Origin of the sequence: Allobacillus saliphilus (assembly GCF_018138385.1) — a bacterium.
Classification (GTDB): domain Bacteria; phylum Bacillota; class Bacilli; order Bacillales; family Alkalibacillaceae; genus Allobacillus; species Allobacillus saliphilus.
Window position 1 is genome coordinate 143,488 of sequence record NZ_JAGSIE010000009.1, and the last position, 19,248, is coordinate 162,735.

24 protein-coding genes are annotated in these 19,248 nt (G+C 37.9%); 1 reads left to right on the plus strand and 23 read right to left on the minus strand.

What is annotated here, in order from left to right:
* Positions 1-240 precede the first annotated feature (240 nt).
* The 6 genes from KC820_RS03905 to KC820_RS03930 form a co-directional block, all read right to left on the minus strand.
* On the minus strand, positions 241-765 hold the full coding sequence (locus KC820_RS03905; protein ID WP_212368295.1) for a spore maturation protein: 525 nt from the start codon (positions 763-765) through the stop codon (positions 241-243).
* Positions 766-1,353 (minus strand): nucleoside recognition domain-containing protein, encoded by a 588-nt coding sequence (locus tag KC820_RS03910; protein ID WP_212368297.1) that lies wholly within the window; start codon positions 1,351-1,353, stop codon positions 766-768.
* The gene (locus KC820_RS03915) at positions 1,347-2,243 is read right to left on the minus strand and encodes a D-alanyl-D-alanine carboxypeptidase family protein (RefSeq protein ID WP_212368300.1); all 897 of its coding nucleotides are present in this window, start codon (positions 2,241-2,243) and stop codon (positions 1,347-1,349) included. The genes KC820_RS03910 and KC820_RS03915 overlap by 7 nt, the downstream gene beginning before the upstream one ends.
* A 246-nt stretch (positions 2,244-2,489) precedes the next feature.
* A complete protein-coding gene (locus KC820_RS03920; protein ID WP_144087363.1) occupies positions 2,490-2,957 on the minus strand; it encodes a DUF3907 family protein in 468 nt (155 codons plus the stop codon).
* A gap of 24 nt (positions 2,958-2,981) precedes the next feature.
* Positions 2,982-3,572, minus strand: a complete 591-nt coding sequence (gene scpB / locus KC820_RS03925; RefSeq protein ID WP_212368303.1) for an SMC-Scp complex subunit ScpB — start codon at positions 3,570-3,572, stop codon at positions 2,982-2,984.
* The gene (locus KC820_RS03930) at positions 3,559-4,308 is read right to left on the minus strand and encodes a segregation/condensation protein A (RefSeq protein WP_212368371.1); all 750 of its coding nucleotides are present in this window, start codon (positions 4,306-4,308) and stop codon (positions 3,559-3,561) included. The genes scpB and KC820_RS03930 overlap by 14 nt, the downstream gene beginning before the upstream one ends.
* 94 nt (positions 4,309-4,402) lie before the next feature.
* Here KC820_RS03930 and KC820_RS03935 point away from each other — a divergent pair, with 94 nt between their 5' ends.
* Positions 4,403-4,879 carry a DUF309 domain-containing protein gene (locus KC820_RS03935; RefSeq protein ID WP_212368306.1) on the plus strand — a complete coding sequence of 159 codons (477 nt, stop codon included), beginning with the start codon at positions 4,403-4,405 and terminating at the stop codon, positions 4,877-4,879.
* Between the two features lie 101 nt (positions 4,880-4,980).
* Here the strand turns inward: KC820_RS03935 and KC820_RS03940 are convergent, their stop codons facing one another.
* From KC820_RS03940 to xerD, 17 genes are all read right to left on the minus strand, one after another.
* A complete protein-coding gene (locus KC820_RS03940) occupies positions 4,981-5,325 on the minus strand; it encodes a GNAT family N-acetyltransferase (RefSeq protein WP_212368309.1) in 345 nt (114 codons plus the stop codon).
* Positions 5,326-5,479: 154 nt separating this feature from the next.
* Positions 5,480-5,911 (minus strand): peptidylprolyl isomerase, encoded by a 432-nt coding sequence (locus KC820_RS03945; protein WP_212368311.1) that lies wholly within the window; start codon positions 5,909-5,911, stop codon positions 5,480-5,482.
* 19 nt (positions 5,912-5,930) lie between these two features.
* On the minus strand, positions 5,931-7,208 hold the full coding sequence (lysA, locus tag KC820_RS03950) for a diaminopimelate decarboxylase (protein ID WP_212368314.1): 1,278 nt from the start codon (positions 7,206-7,208) through the stop codon (positions 5,931-5,933).
* Between the two features lie 182 nt (positions 7,209-7,390).
* Positions 7,391-8,878 carry a spore germination protein gene (locus KC820_RS03955; protein ID WP_212368317.1) on the minus strand — a complete coding sequence of 496 codons (1,488 nt, stop codon included), beginning with the start codon at positions 8,876-8,878 and terminating at the stop codon, positions 7,391-7,393.
* A 13-nt stretch (positions 8,879-8,891) separates the two neighbouring features.
* Entirely contained in the window at positions 8,892-9,248 is a 357-nt protein-coding gene (spoVAE, locus tag KC820_RS03960) for a stage V sporulation protein AE (protein ID WP_212368320.1), read from the minus strand.
* The gene (gene spoVAD, locus KC820_RS03965) at positions 9,248-10,255 is read right to left on the minus strand and encodes a stage V sporulation protein AD (protein WP_212368323.1); all 1,008 of its coding nucleotides are present in this window, start codon (positions 10,253-10,255) and stop codon (positions 9,248-9,250) included. The genes spoVAE and spoVAD overlap by 1 nt, the downstream gene beginning before the upstream one ends.
* Positions 10,256-10,273: 18 nt before the next feature.
* A complete protein-coding gene (spoVAC, locus tag KC820_RS03970) occupies positions 10,274-10,720 on the minus strand; it encodes a stage V sporulation protein AC (protein WP_212368326.1) in 447 nt (148 codons plus the stop codon).
* A 14-nt stretch (positions 10,721-10,734) separates the two neighbouring features.
* On the minus strand, positions 10,735-11,154 hold the full coding sequence (locus tag KC820_RS03975) for a stage V sporulation protein AB (RefSeq protein WP_212368328.1): 420 nt from the start codon (positions 11,152-11,154) through the stop codon (positions 10,735-10,737).
* Entirely contained in the window at positions 11,144-11,758 is a 615-nt protein-coding gene (locus tag KC820_RS03980; RefSeq protein ID WP_212368330.1) for a stage V sporulation protein AA, read from the minus strand. The genes KC820_RS03975 and KC820_RS03980 overlap by 11 nt, the downstream gene beginning before the upstream one ends.
* 163 nt (positions 11,759-11,921) lie before the next feature.
* Positions 11,922-12,674, minus strand: coding sequence for an RNA polymerase sporulation sigma factor SigF (gene sigF / locus KC820_RS03985; RefSeq protein WP_212368334.1), 753 nt, complete (start codon positions 12,672-12,674; stop codon positions 11,922-11,924).
* Between the two features lie 9 nt (positions 12,675-12,683).
* A complete protein-coding gene (gene spoIIAB / locus KC820_RS03990; RefSeq protein WP_212368337.1) occupies positions 12,684-13,124 on the minus strand; it encodes an anti-sigma F factor in 441 nt (146 codons plus the stop codon).
* A complete protein-coding gene (gene spoIIAA / locus KC820_RS03995; protein WP_212368341.1) occupies positions 13,121-13,474 on the minus strand; it encodes an anti-sigma F factor antagonist in 354 nt (117 codons plus the stop codon). Before spoIIAA ends, spoIIAB begins: the two co-directional genes overlap by 4 nt.
* A 76-nt stretch (positions 13,475-13,550) precedes the next feature.
* A complete protein-coding gene (locus tag KC820_RS04000; protein WP_236782504.1) occupies positions 13,551-14,723 on the minus strand; it encodes a D-alanyl-D-alanine carboxypeptidase family protein in 1,173 nt (390 codons plus the stop codon).
* Positions 14,724-14,906: 183 nt separating this feature from the next.
* Complete coding sequence (locus tag KC820_RS04005; RefSeq protein WP_212368345.1) at positions 14,907-16,211, minus strand: pyrimidine-nucleoside phosphorylase; 1,305 nt, start codon at positions 16,209-16,211, stop codon at positions 14,907-14,909.
* 15 nt (positions 16,212-16,226) lie between these two features.
* On the minus strand, positions 16,227-17,048 hold the full coding sequence (locus tag KC820_RS04010) for a purine-nucleoside phosphorylase (RefSeq protein ID WP_377862716.1): 822 nt from the start codon (positions 17,046-17,048) through the stop codon (positions 16,227-16,229).
* A 22-nt stretch (positions 17,049-17,070) separates the two neighbouring features.
* Complete coding sequence (deoB, locus tag KC820_RS04015; protein WP_212368347.1) at positions 17,071-18,246, minus strand: phosphopentomutase; 1,176 nt, start codon at positions 18,244-18,246, stop codon at positions 17,071-17,073.
* A gap of 44 nt (positions 18,247-18,290) precedes the next feature.
* Positions 18,291-19,178, minus strand: a complete 888-nt coding sequence (gene xerD, locus KC820_RS04020) for a site-specific tyrosine recombinase XerD (protein ID WP_144087382.1) — start codon at positions 19,176-19,178, stop codon at positions 18,291-18,293.
* Between the last annotated feature and the right edge of the window lie 70 nt (positions 19,179-19,248).

Genomic DNA, 19,248 nt, shown 5'->3' on the forward strand with positions numbered 1-19,248 from the left:
TTCCAAGTAATATGCTCCCCAAGAAGAAGTGAATGGTCCGTTCAGAACAAATTATGTGCCAAAAACGAGAAAATATGGTCCTAAGTCCAAATAATATGAGCCCAAACTGAAAATATATGAGCCAATCCCTCACCCCAAAGTAGGGAGCAACAGATATACATCGATGGGGCAGGTCGAACACTTGACAGAAAAACAAAATAAAAAAGCTTCAATTATTGAAGCTTTTGCGAAATGAATATATTAACTAAATAGTATGTAACAAATAATTAGTGAAGCTGTAATTCCGATCAAATCAGCCAACAAACCTACTTTCAACGCATCACCCATTTTTTTGATTTGGACAGCTCCAAAGTAAACAGTCAATACATACAATGTCGTATCCGTACTTCCTTGCATGGTAGAAGCTAATTTTCCTAAAAATGAATCTGGTCCATCATTTTGGATAATATCTGTCGCAACACCGAGTGAAGCTGTGCCAGAAATTGGGCGAGTCAACGCTAATGGAACGATATCTGGAGGAATATGAAAAACAGCCAATACGGGCTCTAGTAAATGAACAAATGCATCCAATGCTCCTGATGCTCGAAAGATTGTAATGGAAACGAGCATACCTAATAAGAAAGGAAGCAATGAAACAGCCATTGCGACTCCTTCTTTGCCACCTTCAACAAACGCTTCATAAGTAGGTACTTTTTTATATGTTCCATAAAGCAAAACCGATAAAATGAGGAGCGGAATAACCATGTTACTAAATTGAACAAGCATTTATAAGCTCCTTTGCCTTCGATAATAAAAGAATCGATCAATTAATAGTGCCCCTACAGTGGAAACCAATGTTGCCATAATGGTTGCTCCTACAATTTCAGTCGGTGCAATCGAATCATATTTCATTCGAATCGCAATCATAGTAGTCGGTATTAACGTCACACTAGAAGTATTAAGTGCTAAAAATGTAATCATCGATCTTGAAGCATCTGACTGGTTATTGTTCAACTTCTTCAGTGATTGCATGGCTTTTATACCAAATGGTGTTGCGGCATGACCAAGTCCAAAGATATTGGAAGAAAAATTCGATAAAATATAGCCCATTGCGGGGTGATCCGGTGGAACCTCAGGAAATAATCGCGTAAATAACGGGCGAAATAATTTTGCTAGCTTGTCCAGCAATCCCGCTTCTTCTGCAATTTGCATGACGCCTAACCAAAATACTAAAACACTGACGAGTGTGATCGTTAAAGCAACCGCTTCTTCTGCTCCCGAAAAAACAGCTTCATTAACTTCTTCCATCGTCCCATTGAATAAGGCATAGATAATTCCGATTGCTGCCAATCCGGCCCATATGATATTTACCATAAGGAAGCCCCCTGAAGCTGACGAAAGGTTTCGATATAGAGATCTATAAAATAAGAATCGTTGGCTTTTGCTTGAATCGGGACATTCGGCTTTTTAGCTAATTCTTGAAAGGCATAATCATAAAGTTTTTTATGATCATTCCAGTCGTCTGAAGCATTGAGCGTCACCACAACAATTTCTTTATTTTCATATTCAGCTGTCGTCACTAAGGTTCGACCTGCTTTCTTTGTGAATCCTGTTTTTCCTCCTGTGCAGTATTCACCGTATGTTGTTAGTAATTTGTTTTTATTAAACCAATAATAATCCCCATTTTTCGGTAAGTGCTTTTCTGTTCCGAAGATTTTTTTAAATTGATCATTCTTATTCATAGCATGGGCTGTAATTAAAGCCATATCATAAGCGCTTGAATAATGATTTTCCTCTTCCAGGCCATGTGAATTTTTAAATGAACTGTTTTCCATACCGATCCAATCAGCTGTTTCATTCATCAGAAAAGCAAAGCCCTCTACACTTCCGCCCACATGCTCTGCAATCGCAGTAGCTGCATCGTTACCTGAACGAAGCATAAGCCCGTAGATTAAATCTTCAAGTGTATAGAGTTGATTCTCTTTCGTGTAAATGGATGAACCTTCCATCATGGATGCTTTTTTTGAAATACGCACTCGGTCGTCTAAATCACCATATTCTAAAGCGACAAAGGCAGTAACAATTTTAGTGATGCTTGCTATAGAGGATCTCTCATTCATCTGTTTTCCATAGAGGACCTCCATTGTATTCATATCAAGTACAACAGCCTTCTCTGCGGATATATCTGGAGCAGCGTCACTTCCATATGGATTGATCAACATTATCAGGAGAATCAATAAGGTAAAAATGGCTAGCTTTTTCATTGTTCGATTCCACATCCATTCATGCTTGTCTAGTTATTAAAAGATATGAACCACTTCTCACTGATATGAATCCATCATTGAAATAAGGTTAAGCAATAAAGAATGATGTGATGAATCTGAAAAATTGTTCGGTCTGTGCCTTAAAGTCGGAAATGCATCCACAATATAAAAAACCCGAACTAAAAATCATTGATTTCAGTTCGGGTTGATCACAGCCTATCCTTTTTTAGTCACGATTTAAGTGTACTAGGATATTTCTTGTGAAAAATATTCTAATTGGTTTCGTAAATCTAGGAATATTGGTTCAAGCTCTCGAGTTAGTTGAGTAATTTCCTCTCCAGGATTTTCTATAAAGTCAATGGCATCTTTATTTTGATAAGATGCTCGGCTGTCCTCAAACCACAAATCAACGGTGGGCGAAAAGAATGAATTTACACATTTCAGATTAATACCTCTTAATATTCGATCGATGTTCTTGGCATCAATTGTTTTACCGTTTGTAAATGGGTAAATCGCTCTCTTGCCTTCCGTAGAATAGGCTTCTAGAAGTCTGAATTGTTTAATGACTCGTTGGATATATTCTTCACTTAAGTCTTTATTGCTATTTGCCAAGTGATTAGCCGAATGGCGATTGTGAAAGTCTTCTAGAATCGATTCTATACGTCCTAGCTCTTCAAAAACTTTTTGCGCTTGAGACCTTCTTCCTGTACGCATTGGTTCGTAGGGACCCCCTTAATATTATTGAGCTGCTTTTTCATTCTCATCAGCCAGTTCAGTAAAAAATAAATCGGATTCCATTAATGTTTGATCTAAATCTTCTTCCGTAAGTGGTGGTAAGTCATCTAACGAAGTTAATCCGAAAAATGTCAAAAATTCTCTTGTCGTTTGATATAGAATCGGCCGTCCACTTGTATCTTTTCTTCCGGCTTCTTCTATTAAATATCTCGACATTAACGTTTGAACTGGTCCATCACACTTCACACCACGAATTTCTTCCATTTCAACTTTCGTGATTGGCTGTTTATAAGCTACAATCGCTAATGTTTCCAAAGATGCCTGAGATAATCTTGACGATACATTTGACTGTTGCATTTTTTCATAATAAACAGCGTGATCCGGTTTAGTCGTCAGATAATGGATGCCCCTTACTTCTAAAATAGATAATCCACGTTGTCCATGTTCGTAATCATATTTTAATTCATTCAATAATAATGTAATAGCATCCTCATCTATATCAAGAATATTCTTGATTTGTTTATTTGATAACCCTTCATCACCTGAAACAAACAACAAACCTTCCAGGACACCTTTCATTTCATTTAACTCCATTATATATTTCCTCCGTCAGCTGGACCGTAATTGAGTCGAAATTATGGTTTTGGATACAGATGATTTTCATTCCTTTCATCAACTCTAAGATAGCAAGAAAAGTCGCAACAACTTCCACTCTCTTCTGATAAGGAAAAAGCTCTTCAAATGACCTTTTCCCACGATACTTCATTAACGTATTTATAATTTCATCCATTCTCTTTTCAATCGAGATTTCTTGTCTCTGTACAGTTGTTTCCAACGGTTCTAGCAATTGTTTTCTGCGTAAAACCTTTTGAAAAGCTTGTGTCAGATCAACAATATCTAATTCATTACTTCTCTCAACCTTTGTCTCATTTTGATAAACGGAAAGGTCGGTGGCCGGTCGCATATGCGTGCGAAGTTGCTCTTGCTCTCTTTCTTTTAATTCAGTGGCAGCTTCCTTAAACTTACGATACTCGATTAGCTTTGCAATGAGTTCATCGCGTAAGTCCTCTTCATACTCGTCCTCCATTTCCACTTCTTGCTTCGGTAAAAGCATCTGACTCTTGATGGCCAGTAGTGTTGCAGCCATGACTAAGTACTCGCTGGCAATGTCCAACTGAAGTTCTTGCATTGTACGTATGTAATTCATATACTGATCTGCAACATCTTTTAAAGGTACGTCGTATATATCGATTTCATATTGATTGACTAAATGTAATAATAAATCTAGTGGACCTTCAAAGGTATCGAATTTTACTTGATAGGTTTGAATGGACAAATGCATCACTCTTTCGATGGCCGAGAGTTTATATTGAAATCTTATCAAACTTTCGAGTGAAAAGGAATAACAATGAGGGAGATAACTTATGTATCCGAAACAATATCTTGAATATCTCTATGAATTCCATTATACAAGAGACTATTTTGAGTGTCATGAAGTGTTAGAAGATTTTTGGAAAAATGAGACGGAAATGAAGCGGAATTCGGTTTGGACAGGATTGATTCAATTAGCTGTTGGCTTGTATCATTATAGAAGAGGAAACATCATCGGAGCGAAAAAGTTAATTGATAGTTGTCATGAGAAGTTGTGGGAGCACCAAGATGATTTGGTTTGTTTAGGGTTATCTAACCAACGTTTAATTAATCTGATTTCTATAATCCAATATCAGATTCAAAATAATGTTCCGTATAAGAGTGTTGACTTACCGATCATTAGTGAGGATTTACAAAATAGACTTCAGCACTTGGCAATACAAAAAAATAATCAATCGGAATACGCTTATCATGTTTCGGATGAACGGATCATCCATCGCCATTTAAAAGAATTTCGTGATGACCTTTAAGGATAATTCGGTTTCGTTTGTTTATTTATTAAAACCCGAATTATTCATATAAAAACAAACTGTCCAATCTACTCATTACACAAGTAAATTGGACAGTTTATTTATTCTTCTTGGCAAGCTTCAAAAAATTCATTGGTGAATTCATTTCCACAAACGTGGCGCTCGTCATATAGCTCTTTCACTGCTTGAACCATCTTTTTACCAATACCTTGGTTTCGATAAGACGGATTTACGCTAATGTGCTGAACGACAACTTTATCTTCTTCAAAGCAGACACCAATTGTTCCTAGTACTTCTTCTTCTTTCCACAAGTACAATTGCCAATCTTCGTTACTTTCGTACTCATTTATTGTTTCTTGTAGTTTCTTCACCTGTTTTTCTTCGGGCATAAAAGAAAGAAGTCCCATGGCAATTTTTTCAAAGCTCTTTTTAAACTTGATTAACATATTAACCCCTCTTTAACAAAAGGATTTTTACAATCCTTCAATCTTTGAGAATTTCATGAAAAATAATTCAATGTAAAATTCACAAAAAAAGTTTGTCGAGTAGTAATAGTAACACCATTTTGTCCAAAAAATCAAGGTTCAATACGTTGGTGTTCTATTCTTCGATTGTCACCTTTTGCATGACGTCGCCAACTTTTACGCGGTCGACAACATCCATTCCATCTACAACTTTTCCAAATACAGTATGCACACCGTCAAGATGTGGTTGTGCTTCAAAACAAATAAAGAACTGGCTTCCACCAGTATCTTTACCGGCATGTGCCATCGATAAAGATCCTCTTTCATGCTTGTTCGGATTACCTTCTGTTTCACATTTAATTGTATATCCTGGTCCACCTGTACCATTACCATTTGGATCACCGCCTTGAATGACGAACCCTGGAATCACTCGGTGAAATGTTAAACCATCATAAAAATTCTTTTGTGCTAGGCTGACGAAGTTTTCAACCGTTCCTGGAGCATCTTTTTCAAATAAATCAATCTTGATTTGTTCTCCGTTTTCAAATTGAATCGTTGCTTTTTTCATTTCTATTCCTCCAATTAGTTTATTCATAGCTTAAATCGAATCGGGTTAAGTCCGTGTACTTTTCACGTTTGACAACGAGCTGATCTTTTCCATTTTCAACAAATACAACCGCTGCTTTAGGAAAACGATTGTAATGACTTGCCATAGCGTACCCATAAGCGCCTGTCGAAAATACAGCTAAAAAGTCACCTGATTCGATTGCAGGGGTTTTTAAGTCCCAAATAAGCATATCACCAGACTCACAACATTTGCCAGCAATTGATACTTCTTCGATCAATGGATCATTTATTTTATTTGCGACAACCGCTTGGTACTTAGCTTGGTATAGTGCTGGCCGAATATTATCTGTCATGCCACCGTCTACGGATACATATTTTCGAACATTTTTAACTTCTTTCAATGATCCAATGGTATATAACGTAGTGCCCGCATCACCAACAATAGACCTGCCTGGCTCAATCCAAATCTCAGGAATGGACAAACCTAATCTCTGCGCTTCAGCTTTGATACATTTTGTCAATGTTACGACATATTGATTCAAAGGTAATGGTTGATCGCTTTCCGTATACTTAATACCGAAACCACCACCTAAATTGACAACTTCAGCATCATATTGGTATTGATGTTTCCAATGATTGAGTAATTGGAAGAGTTTTTTAATGGCCATCTCAAAACCCGTTGTCTCAAATATTTGGGAACCGATGTGTGAATGAATCCCCAATACTCGAAATCGTGGTAGATTAAGTAAACGTTTCAGTGCCTTATCAGCTTGGTTGCTATTTAGATCAAATCCAAATTTGGAGTCTTCCTGACCAGTCAATATATAGTCATGTGTATGTGCTTCAATCCCTGGTGTGACTCGAAGCAACACTTGTACCGTTGTATCCAATTCCTCAACCAACGCTTCGAGCAAAGAGATTTCGTGAAAATTATCGACGACAATACAACCAATTCCACATTCGATTGCCATTCTCAGTTCATCTTCGCTTTTATTATTTCCATGCATATGAATTTTTTCAACAGGAAAACCGGCTTCCAGCGCTGTATGTAATTCACCTTGAGAAACGACATCCAAGCTTAACTTTTCTTGCTTAGCCACTTGAAGCATCGCGACTGAAGAGAAAGCTTTACTTGCATAAGCGACCTGAAAAGGGATGCCTGATTCTTCAAAAGTCCGGACAAAAGCACGTGCATTCTCTCGTATCTTCTGAACATCATAAACAAACAAAGGTGTGCCATACTTTTCAATTAACTCAATCGAATCAATACCACCAATATGCAAATGATTACTACTCATTAATTATCTCACCTTTTCTCTTTGAAGCACAGCTAATAGAAATAATTTATCATAAGTGCGATACTCTTTTCAATTTTAAACGCAGTTTTCATGGCAACAATCATAGAAGTCCAACCTTCTTAACCAGCAAAAATAAAGCGACCAAATGAATTACTGGTCGCTCTGATTTAATCAAATTTCAATTATTTTGTATTTTCACCTTTAGGCATTCTTGTTGCTGACTGAGGATGAACAATACTTGGACGGAACCGTTGATGAGGAACCGTCATCCGAATGAATACATGCCATAGTGCTCTTCCGTTGAAAGGAATTAAAGGCCAAAAATACGGTGTATTCAATGAAATTGTTCGTACTAAATGAAGCAAGTACAACGTTACACCGACCATAAATCCAGTTGCTCCCCATATCGATACAGCAATGACCAACATAATTCTTGCCAATTTATTCGCGACGCCAAGTTCATGACTCGGTGTGGAATACGTACCGATTGCACTGATTGCAACATATAAAATTATCTCTGGACTAAATAAACCTACTGTAATTGCGATTTCGCCAATCAACACCGCGGCAATAAGTCCCATAGCCGTCGATAGTGCGGTCGGTGTATGAATGGCCGCAATCCTCATAAACTCTAGTCCGATATCTGCCAGTAATACTTGCACAATAATTGGCAAATTCCCTTCTTCTTTTAAACCAATAAACGATAAATCCGGTGGTAAATATTCGGGGTGTGTTGCGAATAAAACCCATAACGGTAATAAAAAGATCGATAATATAACACCGAAAAATCGAACCCAACGAATAAACGTTCCGACAGACGGAACTTGTCGACTCTCTTCCGCATGTTGAACATGGTGAAAGAATGTTGTTGGGGTAATCATCACACTCGGTGATGTGTCCACATAAATGAGGACATGACCTTCAAACAAGTGGGCCGATGCGACATCAGGCCTTTCTGTATAACGTACTAACGGAAACGGATTAATACTTTGGGAAACTAGAAACTCCTCCAGCGTTTTGTCAGACATCGCCATGCCATCTACATTAATTTTTTTAATTTCTTTTTTGATCACTTCTACTAAGCCGGGATCTGCAATGTCTTTTAAATAAGCCACGGAGACATCTGTTTTTGACCGTTCTCCGACTCGCATAATTTCCATGCGTAGTCGCTCATCTCGTACCCTTCTTCTTGTTAAACCTGCATTCTCAATAATGTTTTCCGTAAAACCATCACGCGCACCTCGTACGACCTTTTCTGTATCCGGTTCTTCCGGCCCTCGACCCGGGTAATTCCTTACATCAACGACGAGAGCGAATGGCTCTCCATCAATAGTCACAACCACTAATCCTGCTAATAATTGATTAATGGCGTCATCATAGGTTTTAAACTCTTCCACTTGGTGGTTCATCAGTCGGTTTTTTATAATCTCAGCTAGTTTACGTTTTTCTGATTCAAAATCATTGATTTCAACTAACTTTTTAATAATTTCGATTGTATATTCAGAATCGGTTAAACCATTCACAAAATAAAGGTCTACATCGTGTTCTAATACTGAAAGTGTACGTCTTCCGACATCAAATGAAGTTCCGATTCCTAATTGATCTCCCAAAACTTTACGACTCTTCTTAATCGAAGCATCAATTGTTTTACCTTTAACATCTTGAGCCATATAATTACTCCTTCTAGCCTTTTGGTTTAAAAATTAAGGCAATGATAAATCCAAATAAAATAGCAGAAGAAATACCTGCGGATGTCAATTGAAAAATTCCTACAGCTATACCCATAAATCCATGTTCTTCAGATTGAGCCATGGCTCCATGGAGTAGATTATGTCCAAAGCTGGTAATCGGTACAGTTGCTCCTGCTCCTGCAAACTCAATCAATTTGTCATATATATCAAATCCGTCTAAAACGGCTCCAGCGACCACAAAAGATGACATGACATGTGCAGGAGTAAGCTTTGCTACATCAAATAACAATTGACCTATAACGCAAATCGCTCCACCAACTAAAAAAGCCCATAAAAACTGTAGAATCATCAGTCTTTCACCCGCTTTATAACCACTCCATGCGCTATACATGGAATGGATTCTTTTTGTTGCACAATCGTCGGACTAAGTAATGCCCCTGTCGCTACAATAAGTACTTTATCCAATTTGTTTTCCATCATTTGTTGCATGATATATCCATAAGTGACTACTGCAGAACTTGCACAACCACTGCCTCCTGCGTTTACTTTTTGGCTGTCGTGATAGATCATTAATCCACAATCTTGATGCACTTCCTCGATATCATAGCCTGATTGCTCTGTTAATTTCTTTACAATGGGGGTTCCTATACTAGCTAAATCACCGGTCAAAATAACATCATAATCTTCTGGTTGGCGACCGAAATCTTTGAAGTGCTGAACGATTGTATTCGCTGCAGCCGGTGCCATTGCGGAGCCCATATCTAAAGGGTTCGTTACTCCGTAATCAATAACTTTTCCGATGGTCGCTCCTTCCACTTGGATTGGCGATTTTTCTTTTTGTACGAGCACAGACCCAGCACCAGTTACTGTACAATGTGCAGTATTCGGTTTTTGGATTCCATACTCTGTTGGATAGCGAAACTGCCTTTCAGCTGTAGAATAATGACTACTTGTACTAGCAATAACTTTAGAGCAATGACCTGCATCCACTAATGAAGAGCTGATGGCTACAGTTTCCATCGATGTGGAACAAGCACCGAATACACCAAAAAAAGGAGCATCCAAGTCCCTTGCAACATAGCTGGATGATATGTTTTGATTTAATAAATCGCCACTAATTAATAAGTCAACAGCATCCTGGCGTGTATTTGTTTTTGATAACGTTAATTCAATTGATTTTTTTAATAACGCTTGCTCTGCTTTTTCCCAAGTTTTTTCATTGCAATATAAATCGTCAAAACTATAGTCAAAAGTATCTGCAAGCGGGCCCTGGGCTTCTTTTGGACCAGTTACAGTGGCATTGCCAGCAATATATACACCATTTGTAAATTTCCATGAATTTTTACCTTGCTTCATTTGCGATCACCTCTATTGTTAGAGTAATTGCTGGATTGTATACCGAATTAAACCAACGACATATGCCGATACAGTACCGAAGACAATTACAGAACCAGCTAGTTTAAACATATTTGTCGATATCCCATAGAGAATTCCTTCACTCTTATGCTCTAAGGCAGCACTTGTAACCGAGTTGGCGAAACCTGTGACGGGAACGGCAGCACCCGCTCCAGCAAAACTACCTAAACGATCGTACACGCCAAATCCGGTAAGTAAAGCTGAAATTAATATCAATGTTGTTACCGTCGGATTTCCTGCTTGTTTTTCTGTAAAATCAAATACGTACATATAAAAATAGGTTAATGCTTGTCCAAATACACATATTAAACCACCGACAATAAAAGCTTTCATACAATTCTTCACTAATGGAGGTTTTCCTTGATATGGTTTGATGCTTTCTTTATAGTTGTCTTTCGTAATCATTCAAATACCCCTTTCTAAAAATCAAATATTGTCCATTGAAAAATCGATCCGAATATTTTCCCTAGAACAATTGCAAGTAAGAGTGTCAATAAATAACGATTCAGCCGAATACGCTTAAACAAAATTGGAAACACATTGAGCACTTCAGTTAATGCGGCAGCAAGCATACCGATAAAGATTCCGTGTAACAACCCCCATAACACTTCAATTGGTAACGGCAAGGGGATTTTAGCTGTTTGAAACGATAAGTAGGTCCCAAACACGGCACCGGCAGTTACGCCATTTTCAAAGAAATGAATGAATCTTCTTGATTTTGATAGTTGAGCTAACCGAGGGATGATTCCTAAAACCGTTAAAAACGCAACAAACCCAGCGCCTACTGTGAAGCCAGCTGCTAAGCCGATAAATAAATCAAACAAGTAGTTAATCTTCATCTCGTTCAACCAATTCGTTTTCATGATAGGTCACATATCTTCGTATATCTTCATCATAGTTGTGCATCTCGATGTCTAGAGGACTCGGTTCTTCATTTAATTTTTTCTTGAAAATATGATTAAAAAACAAAATCATCCCAAAGCCTAATCCTAATGAATAAGGTATTTGAAGCCATAGAATACTCCGTCCTTTTTCACCAGTAATCATATAATGAATACGTTCCTGCACTTCTTCCATACTCACATCGTAATGAAAATTTACAATTGCCATTGCTGAACCAATAAACAGCAGACACCAAATAAAGACTACATACAATGGAAAGATTTTCGAATGCTTCTTTTGAAGTTTTAAAATAGTTTGTGCTGGTCCGATTGTTTCTATTTCATATTCCGGATAAATTTTCCTAAGTTTTTCGATAATCGTAAAAATATCTAAAACCTTATAAGTCAGATCTTCCTTTTTAACTTCTGAAACAAATAGTTGCTCTAGCTTTCGTTTCACCTCTTCGTCAGCTTGAATCCACGCGATGTCTCTTAAGTAAACCTTTTCATTCATTTGAACTGTTTTATGATGTTTTAACTTAATGTAAATGACTTGTGCCATCGTATTCACCTTCAATAGTTGACTCTAGCGATTAGTATGTGCGTTCATCTTCAAAGCATGTATTTGAATTGAAATTTTAACCATTGAGCTGATTCTATTCAATTTCATCATTGAACAAAAAATACCCTTGCAGGTTGATGGGATTTCAACCTGCAAGGGGCATTCATTGATTCAAATATTCTTTTAAATGATTAAGAATGTTCTTCTCCAATCGAGAGACTTGTACTTGTGAAATGCTTAGTCGTTCAGCTACCTCCGATTGGGTTTGGTCTTTGTAATACCTCAAATATACAATTAGCCGCTCTCGTTCATTTAGATGCCGAACAGCTTCCTTCAATGCAATATGATCAAACCACTCGGTGTTTTGATCGGCTATTAGATCCATAAGTGTGATAGGATCCCCTTCATTTTCATAAACCGTTTCATGAATCGAATGCGGTTGCTGATTTGCTTCAAGTGCTAAGATAATGTCTTCTTTCGGAATATCCATCTCTTTACTTAACATAGAAATGGATGGTGATTCACCGTGCTTTTTCGTCAGTTCATCTTTTTTAATACGGATTTTATTATTCAGTTCCTTCAGCGATCGACTCACCTTCAATGAACCGTCATCTCTAATAAAACGCTGAATTTCTCCGATAATCATTGGTACAGCGTATGTAGAGAATCGTACATCATAAGACAAATCGAATTTATCAATTGATTTAATCAATCCAATACATCCAATTTGAAATAAATCATCTGGTTCATATCCACGATTCAAAAACCGTTGGACAACAGACCATACAAGTCGTGTATTATGTTCAACAATTTCATCGCGGGCTTTTTCATCACCACTTTGACTCTTTTTAATCAATTCACGAACTGTTTCGTTACTGAGCGATATATTTTTTTTGATCTGGCTATTTTGGCTCATCGGCATCACCTAATTGTAAGCCGATTGATTGTTTAAGAACTTTTTTCTTAGAGTGACAGTTGTTCCGTGATTCGGTATTGATTCAATTTCAAAGTGATCCATGAAATTTTCCATGATAGTAAAGCCCATTCCAGATCGTTCTAATTCTGGCTTTGATGTATACATCGGTTGAATGGCTTCATCGACATCCTCAATCCCATTCCCGAAATCACGAATGGTCAACGAAATATTATGATCTTTAAGTTCACATTCAATCAAGACGGTACCTTCCTCATTCTCTTCATATCCATGAATGATTGCATTGGTGACCGCTTCAGAGACAACCGTCTTAATTTCTGTCAGTTCTTCAACCGTCGGATCTAACTGAGCAATGAATGCAGCCACTGTCGTTCGAGCAAATGATTCATTTTCACTTTTGGCGGCAAACTCCACTTTCATAAAATTACTCATAATGCCACCCCCAAACGAGCAAGAGCGACTGCTTCGTTTTCAGCTGTATCGATAATCTTGAATAAACCCGATAACTCAAATAACCGTTGAACATCATAATTAATGGAGCAGATGACCATTTCACCGCCAATTTCCTTCACTTCTTTATAACGACCGAGAAATACACCTAACCCCGAAGAATCCATAAAATATAAGTTTTCCAAATTAACAACAACATGTTTTGTCATTCCATTTTGCAAAAAAGATTGCCAATCGTTTTTTAACTGTTCCGCTTCATGATGATCCAACTCACCTGTCAATCGGACTAACAATACATCTTGTTTTTGTTCAAAATCATAAGTAAGACTCAAGGCCATACCCTCCTCTTGGTTTTAGCTACTTGAGTCTTTCTTTAATACTTATGAAAAATCCTTCTCCCTGACAAAACTAGTTCTTATTCGACGTTTTATATCCCTGGTGTAGATATTTTCCGACACGATTAAACAGCTTTAATAGACCAGCTTCCTGTACATCTTCCTGTACATATAATGGGATCTTCTTCATCGTTGTATCACCTTTCTTAACGTGTAAATAGCCCAATTGTTCTCCTTGCTTCATTGGCCACTTACTGATATTTCCGGGCTCAACGACTGTTTTATAATCTTTCATCTTTTCTCCCTTCGATAAAAGAACAGAAACATTTTGATCGGCGACCAAGTTCAGCTCATCTTGCTCTGATTTTAAATGGGACCAAGAATATAGAGGGATCTCTTTATCATGCAATTTATGAAGCTCATAATGACTGAATGCATAGTCCAACATATTGGTTACATCAGCGTTTCGATCTTTTACGGTTTCCGCTCCCATTGACACAGCGATCACTCGCATATCCCCTCGTTTTGCGGTAGCCGTCAGACAGTATTTCGCTGCATTTGTATAGCCTGTTTTTAATCCGTCCACACCTTGATAAAATTTCACCAATTTATTTGTGTTGACTAGCCAAAATTCTTCGTCTGTTCCTTTTCGTAAATAATCCTCATAAATTTGTGTATAAGAAGTTATTTCATCATGCTTTAATAGCTCTTGTGCAATCTTGGCCATGTCATATGCAGAACTAAAATGACCTTCCTCAGGTAAACCGGTTACGTTTTTAAATTTCGTGTTTTTTAATCCCAACTCTTTAACACGTTCGTTCATCCGTTTAACAAAGTTTTCTTCAGAAACGGCAATTCGCTCAGCTAAAGCGACAGATGAATCATTCGCAGAAGCGATTGCAATACTTTTCAGTAGGTCGTCAACCGACATTTCTTCATTCGGCTCTAAAAATATTTGTGACCCTCCCATTGACGCTGCATATTCACTCACACGCACTTTTTCACTAAGTGTCAGCTTTCCTTGATCAATCTCCTCCATGATCAATAATAGTGTCATAAGCTTTGTCATACTTGCGGGTGGTAGTTGTTTGTGGGCGTTCTTTTCGTGTAATACTGTGCCTGTATCTACCTCCATTAAAAATGAACTTGATGAATGGTTAGTTAATTCGGCATCTTCGGCGAATATAGATATACTTGGCATCATCAATAAAACAGTCAGTAATAGAATAAAATGTTTACGAATCATAATCTTCCTTCCCTCCATTCGTTCTGCTTGATATTTTTTCCATGATTCTTGAAATTATTACACCGTTTTACGAATTAGTGAAAATGAAGGGTTATAAGGTTGTTCCATATTGATTAAATAATAATTAAAAAAACCAAGCTACAGGTTGTATTCCATAGCTTGGTTGCTAATTATTTCATTTACTTATTCCGTTATAATTTGTCTGATTAAATCAGGTGGGATTAAAGGATCAGGAGAGATTTTAATATTTTCTTTTAATTTTTTCTCAACTTCTTTAATGTCTTCTTGGTTGCTATGAACGGTTAACAAAGGTTCTCCTTTTTCAATTGTGTCGCCAACTTTTTTCTGCAGTACGACTCCGACGGATAAATCAATTTCTGAATCCTTCGTTAATCTTCCGGCGCCTAACATGCTCGCTGCATGACCTATTTCATCGGCGACCATTTCATGAATATATCCCGACGTATCTGCAAGTACTTCAAATTGATACTTAGCCTGTGGTAACAACGTCGGTTCATCAACAACAGATGCATCTCCACCTTGTGAAGCTAAAAACTCTTTAAATTTTTTCAAAGCATCTCCGTTTTCAATGCTTTTCTCTAATAATGACCATGCATCCGTTAGATTCTCTGCGTGGCCAGCCAAGACAACCATTTGACTGCCTAAAGTTAAGGATAGTTTCGTTAAGTCTTCAGGTCCTGTACCTTTCAGCGTCTCAATCGCTTCCTTGACTTCTAACGCATTTCCGATTGCATTTCCTAATGGTTGGCTCATATCACTAATGACAGCCATCGTTTTTCTGCCAACAGAATTACCGATTTCAACCATTGCTTTCGCCAAATCAATTGATTCGCTTTCTTCTTTCATAAATGCTCCTGCACCTGTCTTAACATCCAAAACAATTGCATCTGCGCCAGCGGCTATTTTTTTACTCATAATAGAACTAGCAATCAACGGAATCGAGTTGACGGTCGCTGTAACGTCACGAAGTGCGTATAACTTCTTATCGGCAGGTGTTAAATTCCCAGATTGTCCGATAACAGAAACCTTTCTTTCGTTAACGTTTTGAATAAACTCTTCTTTAGTTAGTTCGACATGAAATCCTGGCACAGATTCCAGTTTATCAATCGTTCCACCAGTATGGCCAAGACCTCTACCACTCATCTTCGCAACTGGCACACCGACGGAGGCTACAAGTGGTGCTAGAATTAATGTCGTCGTGTCACCTACGCCACCTGTGGAATGTTTATCGACTTTCGTTCCTTCGATCTCTGATAAATCAATCATATCACCGGATTGTGCCATCGCCATCGTAATGGCTGCACGTTCTTCCTTGTTCATACCTTGAAAATAAAGTGCCATCGCAAACGCACTCGCTTGATAATCAGGAATTTCTCCAGAGGTATAACCGTCTATAAAAAACTGGATTTCTTCTTGAGACAATTCTCCCCCATCTCTTTTTTTGGCAATAATATCGTACATTCTCATACTGTCCACTCCGATCTACATTTTCTTTAAAATCGAGCGAACGATCTGGATGAAATCCTCTCGCACACGCTCAGTCGTCTCAATTACTTCTTCATGAGACAACGGTTGATCCAAAATACCTGCAGCCATGTTGGAAATACAAGAAATGCCCAATACTTTCATTCCCGAATGGTTCGCAACAATTACCTCAGGTACAGTTGACATGCCAACAGCATCGCCACCTAATATACGCAACATTTTTACTTCACTACTTGTCTCATAAGTTGGCCCGGAATTTCCTACATATACGCCTTTACGAATCGTCTGTCCGAGCTCGTTAGCTGTCTCTTCAGCAAGGTTGCGTAACGATTTACTATAAGCTTGGGACATATCCGGGAACCGAGTTCCAAGTTCATCTGGATTAGGTCCAATTAATGGATTGGTACCCATCATATTAATATGATCTTGAATAATCATTAAATCTCCAGGTTCAAAATTTTCATTAATTCCACCTGCAGCGTTTGTAACAATTAATTGTTCAATGCCTAATGCATGCATCACCCGTACTGGGAACGTCACTGCTTCCATCGGATAGCCTTCATAATAATGAAACCTACCTTGCATCGCTAAGACGGTTTGGCCTTCCAGTTCGCCAATCACTAATTGTCCCTCATGTCCAGCTACTGTTGATTTAGGAAAATGAGGAATCTGTTCATAAGGAATGGTCGTCGGTTCCTCGATATAATCAGCTAAAACACCTAACCCAGAACCAAGAATGAGTCCAATATTAGGTTCCTGTTTGTTTAATTTTTGTTGAATAAATTGCTTTGCTTCTTCAATTTGATTCATTAACTGCATGAATATAACTCCCCTTTACTTGTTATCGAATGTCTTTTAAAAAGCTTTCGCCATGCTCTGGTAACTTTATGTTGAAGTTATCTGCAATTGTCGCTCCAACATCTGCGAAAGTTTTACGAATCGGTAATTCTTCGCCTGTATTGATATTCTTATGATGAACAAGCAAAGGAACATACTCTCTCGTATGGTCTGTACCGTGATGCACTGGATCATTACCATGATCCGCGGTGATGATGAGTAAATCATCCTCTTTCAATTGTTCAAGCAGTTCTGGTAAACGTTCATCAAAAGCTTCCAAAGCTTCACCATATCCGATTGGATCTCTTCTATGGCCGAATTTCGCATCAAAATCAACTAAATTTAAGAAACTGATACCTGTAAAATCTGTATTTATTGTTTTATAAATTTGATCCATTCCGTCCATATTGTCTTTCGTCCGAATCGCTTTTGTAATACCTTCACCGTCATAAATGTCTGAGATTTTTCCAATTGCAATCACATCATAATCGTTGTCCTTGAGTTCGTTCATCACTGTGCGACCAAAAGGTTTTAGAGCATAATCGTGACGGTTAGATGTCCGTTCGAACTCGCCGGGTTTTCCTATAAAAGGTCGAGCGATGATCCGACCGATCATATACGGCTCATCTTTCGTAATCTCTCTAGCATACTCGCAAATTTCATATAACTCATCGAGTGGAACTACTTCTTCATGAGCTGCGATTTGTAAGACAGAATCAGCTGAAGTGTAAACAATTAATGCGCCTGTTTCAACATGCGCTTCACCTAATTCTTTAATAATTTCTGTACCGGATGCAGGTTTATTTCCAATAATTTTGCGTCCGAATTTACTTTCAATTTTTTCAATGAGTTCATTTGGAAACCCATCTGGAAATGTACGGAAAGGCTGATCGATCCGAAGACCCATCATTTCCCAGTGTCCTGTCATCGTGTCCTTTCCGCTCGATGCTTCTTCCATCTTTGTGAAATGAGCTTGTGGTTGCTCAGCTTTTTCAATCCCTTGAATTTCACGGATGTTACTCAATCCGAGCTTACTCATATTCGGCATATTCAAGCCATTCATTTTCTCCGCGATGTGCCCGAGGGTATCCGCACCGACATCATTAAATTCTTTCGCATCAGGTGCTTCGCCAATTCCTACAGAATCCATAACAATTAAAAATACGCGTTTAAAATCCATAAAAAACTCCTCCGTTTTTAAATAAGTAAAGTTGCCAATTCGTATTATGCCCGAGGATGATAGGTATGATAAATATCCTTTAACCTTGTTTTTGTCACATGAGTGTATATTTGAGTCGTTGAAATGTCCGAGTGACCCAACATTTCTTGGACAGCCCGTAAGTCAGCTCCATTTTCTAATAAATGTGTTGCAAAAGAATGACGCAACATATGTGGGGATACTTCTTTTTGAATGCCTTTCTTTAAAACAATTCCCTTTAACACTTTCCAAAAACCTTGTCGGCTCATCGGGTTTCCATGGTGATTCAGAAAAAGAGCATCTGATTGCTTTTTCTTCTCCAATTGAGAACGAGCATTCTCCACATAATCTTCGATTGCTTTTTGTGCATGTTTTCCGAGTGGCACAATTCGTTCTTTTCCACCTTTACCCGTTATACGGACAAATCCCATTGTTAAATGAAGATCATCCAACTCTAATGATAACAGTTCGGAAATTCTGAGACCGGTTGCATAAAGCATCTCCAACATTGCTTTATTCCTAAGATCAAACGGTGAGTCACCTTGAATATCGAGCAATGACTCTACTTCCTCGCTTGAAAGTACTTTTGGCAACATCCGTTCTTTTTTAGGCGTTTCGATATGTAAGCTCGGATCATGCTCTGCTAAACGCTCATAAATTAAAAAATGATGAAAAGAACGAATGGTTGATATAATTCGAGAAATTGAAGCCGTCGATTTATTTTGTTCTTTTAATGAGAGTAGAAAATGTTTAATGTGCGGTCGCTCAATCTGTTTAACTTCATGCAATGTATATTCGTTTGTCAAAAATGAATAATACTGCTTTAAATCTCTTTCATAAGATTTAACCGTGTTTTCTGCCAACCCTTTTTCAATCGTCAAATAGTGAACAAAATCAGCAATTTCATTATCCATAACGGTATCTCCCTCAAATGATGTGACGTAAAAAAGGCTATAGTTAGAATTTATCATACTACAGCCCTTC

What these genes read in the sequence shown, in the direction of transcription:
- xerD (WP_144087382.1), bottom strand. Translation starts at nt 19,178, where the DNA reads ATGGATAATGAAATTGCTGATTTTGTTCACTATTTGACGATTGAAAAA.
- KC820_RS04010 (WP_377862716.1), bottom strand. Translation starts at nt 17,048, where the DNA reads ATGCAGTTAATGAATCAAATTGAAGAAGCAAAGCAATTTATTCAACAA.
- spoVAC (WP_212368326.1), bottom strand. Translation starts at nt 10,720, where the DNA reads ATGATTACGAAAGACAACTATAAAGAAAGCATCAAACCATATCAAGGA.
- KC820_RS04005 (WP_212368345.1), bottom strand. Translation starts at nt 16,211, where the DNA reads ATGAGAATGTACGATATTATTGCCAAAAAAAGAGATGGGGGAGAATTG.
- scpB (WP_212368303.1), bottom strand. Translation starts at nt 3,572, where the DNA reads ATGGAGTTAAATGAAATGAAAGGTGTCCTGGAAGGTTTGTTGTTTGTT.
- KC820_RS03975 (WP_212368328.1), bottom strand. Translation starts at nt 11,154, where the DNA reads ATGAAGATTAACTACTTGTTTGATTTATTTATCGGCTTAGCAGCTGGC.
- lysA (WP_212368314.1), bottom strand. Translation starts at nt 7,208, where the DNA reads ATGAGTAGTAATCATTTGCATATTGGTGGTATTGATTCGATTGAGTTA.
- sigF (WP_212368334.1), bottom strand. Translation starts at nt 12,674, where the DNA reads ATGAGCCAAAATAGCCAGATCAAAAAAAATATATCGCTCAGTAACGAA.
- KC820_RS03915 (WP_212368300.1), bottom strand. Translation starts at nt 2,243, where the DNA reads ATGAAAAAGCTAGCCATTTTTACCTTATTGATTCTCCTGATAATGTTG.
- KC820_RS03945 (WP_212368311.1), bottom strand. Translation starts at nt 5,911, where the DNA reads ATGAAAAAAGCAACGATTCAATTTGAAAACGGAGAACAAATCAAGATT.
- KC820_RS03905 (WP_212368295.1), bottom strand. Translation starts at nt 765, where the DNA reads ATGCTTGTTCAATTTAGTAACATGGTTATTCCGCTCCTCATTTTATCG.
- KC820_RS03940 (WP_212368309.1), bottom strand. Translation starts at nt 5,325, where the DNA reads ATGTTAATCAAGTTTAAAAAGAGCTTTGAAAAAATTGCCATGGGACTT.
- KC820_RS04000 (WP_236782504.1), bottom strand. Translation starts at nt 14,723, where the DNA reads ATGATTCGTAAACATTTTATTCTATTACTGACTGTTTTATTGATGATG.
- KC820_RS03980 (WP_212368330.1), bottom strand. Translation starts at nt 11,758, where the DNA reads ATGGCACAAGTCATTTACATTAAGTTAAAACATCATAAAACAGTTCAA.
- KC820_RS03955 (WP_212368317.1), bottom strand. Translation starts at nt 8,878, where the DNA reads ATGGCTCAAGATGTTAAAGGTAAAACAATTGATGCTTCGATTAAGAAG.
- deoB (WP_212368347.1), bottom strand. Translation starts at nt 18,246, where the DNA reads ATGGATTTTAAACGCGTATTTTTAATTGTTATGGATTCTGTAGGAATT.
- KC820_RS03910 (WP_212368297.1), bottom strand. Translation starts at nt 1,353, where the DNA reads ATGGTAAATATCATATGGGCCGGATTGGCAGCAATCGGAATTATCTAT.
- KC820_RS03935 (WP_212368306.1), top strand. Translation starts at nt 4,403, where the DNA reads ATGTATCCGAAACAATATCTTGAATATCTCTATGAATTCCATTATACA.
- spoVAD (WP_212368323.1), bottom strand. Translation starts at nt 10,255, where the DNA reads ATGAAGCAAGGTAAAAATTCATGGAAATTTACAAATGGTGTATATATT.
- spoVAE (WP_212368320.1), bottom strand. Translation starts at nt 9,248, where the DNA reads ATGATTCTACAGTTTTTATGGGCTTTTTTAGTTGGTGGAGCGATTTGC.
- KC820_RS03920 (WP_144087363.1), bottom strand. Translation starts at nt 2,957, where the DNA reads ATGCGTACAGGAAGAAGGTCTCAAGCGCAAAAAGTTTTTGAAGAGCTA.
- spoIIAB (WP_212368337.1), bottom strand. Translation starts at nt 13,124, where the DNA reads ATGAGTAATTTTATGAAAGTGGAGTTTGCCGCCAAAAGTGAAAATGAA.